The sequence below is a fragment of the Dehalococcoidales bacterium genome (assembly GCA_035529395.1).
Taxonomy (GTDB): Bacteria; Chloroflexota; Dehalococcoidia; order Dehalococcoidales; family Fen-1064; genus DUES01.
On record DATKWT010000140.1, the window covers coordinates 1 to 3,811 of the forward strand.

The window sequence follows — 3,811 nt, forward strand, 5'->3', positions numbered from 1 at the left end:
CAATGGTTGTGGTATCTGTGCCCAGCGATGCCAGTGGGGAGCCCTGAAATTCGAGGTTACTTCTGAGAAAGCTAACATTGACCAATTCAAATGCTACGGCTGCGGTCTTTGCCAGACCGGTTGCCCCCGGGGGGCAATTAGTCTGGTGCCACGTGTGGATTTACCGGCAGTTGCGGAGGTTTGGACATAACTTAATGCATAAGTTTTAAGGTGTGATAAAGCGCCATGATACTCATGGCGCTTTGAAATGTGAAATGCCGAATGGGAAAGAAGGTATGATAGATGGCAAAGACCGAGGGGGAAAAATCCCCGGTATCCGCAAGGCTCGTACATCACCCTCAGGTCTGCACCGGCTGTGGGCTGTGCGACCTGATGTGTTCCCTTTATCACGAAGGTGAACAGGGGCAGGCACTCTCCAGGGGAAAACTAACGGGAGACCGCCTGACCGCCGAGTTCACGTTTAATGTATGCCGACAGTGTCCTTCTCCAGAGTGCTACGATGCCTGCCCGCTCAAAGACAAAGCCCTTTGTATCGATGAGGTGACCGGGGTCAAATACATCAACGCAGAAGAATGCGACGGTTGTGAGGGATGCATTGAAGCCTGTCCCTTTGACCCTCCGGGAATCAAGCTGCACCCGAAAAAGCATATTGCTTTCATGTGCGACCTGTGCCGGGGCAGAGCAGAGGGGCCGGCATGTGTCGAATACTGTAACTTTGAGGCGCTGACATATGTGATGAAGGAGGTGAGGTAGAGAAGATGTCAGAATACTATGGTTGGGCCGGAAAGGTCCTGTGGGTTGACCTTACCAACGGAAAAATAACCAGTGTACCCACCTCAGACTTCGAACCAGAGAAATTCATCGGCGGTGTGGGCCTGAACAGCAAAATCTTCTGGGAACTGGGATGCCCGAAGGTAGACGCCTTTCACCCCGATAGTCCGCTGATACTCTCAACGGGTCCACTCACCGGTGCCAGCGGCCCGTTCACCCGGGCAACCATCTGTGCCATCGCACCCCAGTGTTATCCCGAGGAGCTTTTCACCTACTCAGGGTTCGGGGGAAAATTCCCTTCGGAAATAAAGTATGCCGGCTATGATGGCATCGTCATTGTCGGGAAGGCGCCTAAACCGGTCTACCTGTCGATACACGATGAAGATGTGGAGATTAAGGATGCCCGTGATCTGTGGGGTCTGGATACCTTTGAGACCCAGCAGGCACTGACAGACAGTCACCCCGGAGCTTCAGTACTCACCATAGGCCCGGCTGGGGAGAATCTCAGCCGGATAGCCATAATTATTAACGAGACCTCCGGTGCTGCCGGCCAGGGCGGCTATGGAGCCGTCATGGGTTCGAAGAACCTGAAGGCCATTGTCACCAGGGGGACCGGCACCTTCAAGATTGCCAGACCCGATGATTTCATGGAGCTGATTCGCCAGAGGAAAGCCGCCGGAGACTGGGTGGCGGGGCGGAATATAGCGTGGGGAAGGTATCCCAACTGTGGTGACCCTCTCACAAGCGATATGAAGGATAATTATCTGAAGAAGTTCACGGGATGCTACGCGTGCCCCTATCAATGCCATGGTGTCTACGAGATTCCCGGGATAGGCAAGGGTACGCAGATGTGTGCCGACATCTGGTACGGATACTACAACCGTCATAGCACCAAGGCTACCTGGAAAGGCAACCTGCTGGCCCAGAAGCTGGGTATCAATAACTTCGAGATGTCCGGACTAATGGCGTTCCTCAGGCACGCCATTCCGCTGGACCTGGTGAAGAAGGAGGACCTGGGTCTGTCCTCTTTTCCGACGCTAGACCTACCTTCGGGACAGGGGTATGGCGATGAAAAAGAGCATCACGAATTCCTCGAAGAACTGCTGGCCGGAATTGCAGACGGGACCAGCCCCGTTGCCCAGGGATTGGCAAGGGCTCTTGAGCAGTTTGGGCAGGACGCAAAGGACCTGTATGGCGCAATCTTCCCCGCCTGGGGCAATCAGAGACACCATATAAGAGGTGTCGGAGAGGCGTTGCACTGGGCTACCGACACCAGAGACCCGTTTAATTCGTGCCAGGACTACGTACGTTATCCCAGTCATGGCTTCGGCAACAACAAAGAAATTGCCGACTGGTTCGGCGTACCCGGTGGCTATCTGGAAGGAGAGAGCGAAGGGAAGCACCAGAACATATACCTGGGGACGGAGCGCCTTGTCGTGTGGGTCCAGAACCACCAGAGCTTGAAGAACTCCTTACTGATATGCGAGCTTGCCAGTCCTCCAGGGCAGTTCTTCCACCCACCCGAAATGGACATCAGGATATTCGAAAGCCGTATCTTATCGGCAGTTACAGGGATTGACTATGATGTGGACAGGCTCTGGCAGGCGGGTGAAAGAATCTGGAACATCCGTAGGGCCGTAATGGTACTGAGGGAAAACCGCCACAGAGATGATGACACGATTAGCCACACCTGGTTTGGGGAAACAAGCGAAATCGACATCACAACGCTGGGAGCGCTCAGGGGCCAGACCCTATCCGAGCCATTGGATAAAGAGCGATGGGAAGCCCTCAAGGACAGGCTCTACGAGTTAAGCGGTTGGGACGTTAAAACTGGTGTACCTTCCAGAGCCAAACTGGAAGAGCTTGGCATGAAGGGTGTTGCCGACAAACTGCAAAGTGCCGGTAAAACAGGCTAGCGTGGACGGTAATAGCCGACGTGGTCAGAATCCAACGGGACCAGGTCACCGAGGGCAGGGATGCCTCATGGCGAGTTGAAAATCGAACGAGCCCGCATACGCGGGCTCGCCTTTTCTGTCCCGAGATTTGCCCTGGGAACATACCCCGGACTCAGCCGCCATGTGGTCCAGACCGGTAAACAGTATGCTATAATTACACATCGGGGACACTCCGCATAATCGGGCCTCCAATGCAGGATTTACCTCCCCACCCTCCCGATGGTCTAAGGAAAGGACAGGACAGGGGTCAGGAAAATAGCACGTATACTTTCCGGTAAGCCCAGCGCGGAAGACAAGCCGATTGACACCAGTCTACGGCCCAGGTCTCTTGGCGACTTCATCGGGCAGAATACCGTTAAGGACAACCTGAACATTGCCATTGCCGCCGCCAAGGGAAGGGGTGAAGCCCTGGACCACGTCCTGCTCTACGGCCCGCCCGGCCTGGGCAAGACCACACTGGCCCACATCATCGCTACCGAGATGGGCAGCAGCATCAGGATAACATCCGGTCCCGCCGTAGAACGTACCGGAGACCTGGCCGCCATCCTGACCAACCTTCACAAGCAGGACATACTGTTTATCGACGAAATTCACCGCCTCCATCGTGCCGTGGAGGAAGTGCTCTACCCGGCGATGGAAGACTCAGCCCTGGACATAGTTATCGGCAAGGGTCCGGGAGCGAAGAGCCTGCGGTTGAACCTGCCCACCTTCACTCTCATCGGAGCGACTACCCGTTTCGCCCTGCTCAGCCCACCCCTTCGTGACCGGTTCGGCGCGGTCTACCATCTTGATTTCTACGACGAGGCTTCGATAGAGACCATCCTGAAGCGCTCCGCCCATATCCTCCAGGTGGAGGCGGAGGCGGAGGGTCTGGCGGAAGTAGCCCGCCGCGCCCGGGGTACACCGCGTGTCGCTAACCGGCTGCTGAAACGGGTACGGGACTACGCCCAGGTAAAGGCAGATGGTATCGTCACCCACACCGTGGCCGTTGAAGCACTGACTCGACTGGAAGTCGACCCGATGGGTCTGGACGAGCTGGACCGCAAGGTACTCTACTCCATCATCGACAAATTCAACGGCGGGCC

At 55.8% G+C, this 3,811-nt stretch carries 4 protein-coding genes; all 4 read left to right on the forward strand.

The window, feature by feature from the left end:
• On the forward strand, positions 1–190 hold a 190-nt coding region (locus VMW13_09205; GenBank protein ID HUV44991.1), incomplete at its 5' end, for a 4Fe-4S binding protein.
• A 92-nt stretch (positions 191–282) separates the two neighbouring features.
• The gene (locus VMW13_09210) at positions 283–753 is read left to right on the forward strand and encodes a 4Fe-4S dicluster domain-containing protein (GenBank protein HUV44992.1); all 471 of its coding nucleotides are present in this window, start codon (positions 283–285) and stop codon (positions 751–753) included.
• A 5-nt stretch (positions 754–758) separates the two neighbouring features.
• Positions 759–2,687 carry an aldehyde ferredoxin oxidoreductase N-terminal domain-containing protein gene (locus VMW13_09215; protein ID HUV44993.1) on the forward strand — a complete coding sequence of 643 codons (1,929 nt, stop codon included), beginning with the start codon at positions 759–761 and terminating at the stop codon, positions 2,685–2,687.
• Positions 2,688–2,981: 294 nt separating this feature from the next.
• Positions 2,982–3,811, forward strand: an 830-nt coding sequence (gene ruvB, locus VMW13_09220) for a Holliday junction branch migration DNA helicase RuvB (GenBank protein HUV44994.1), incomplete at its 3' end; no start/stop codon positions are given.

What these genes read in the sequence shown, in the direction of transcription:
- VMW13_09210 (HUV44992.1), top strand. Translation starts at nt 283, where the DNA reads ATGGCAAAGACCGAGGGGGAAAAATCCCCGGTATCCGCAAGGCTCGTA.
- VMW13_09215 (HUV44993.1), top strand. Translation starts at nt 759, where the DNA reads ATGTCAGAATACTATGGTTGGGCCGGAAAGGTCCTGTGGGTTGACCTT.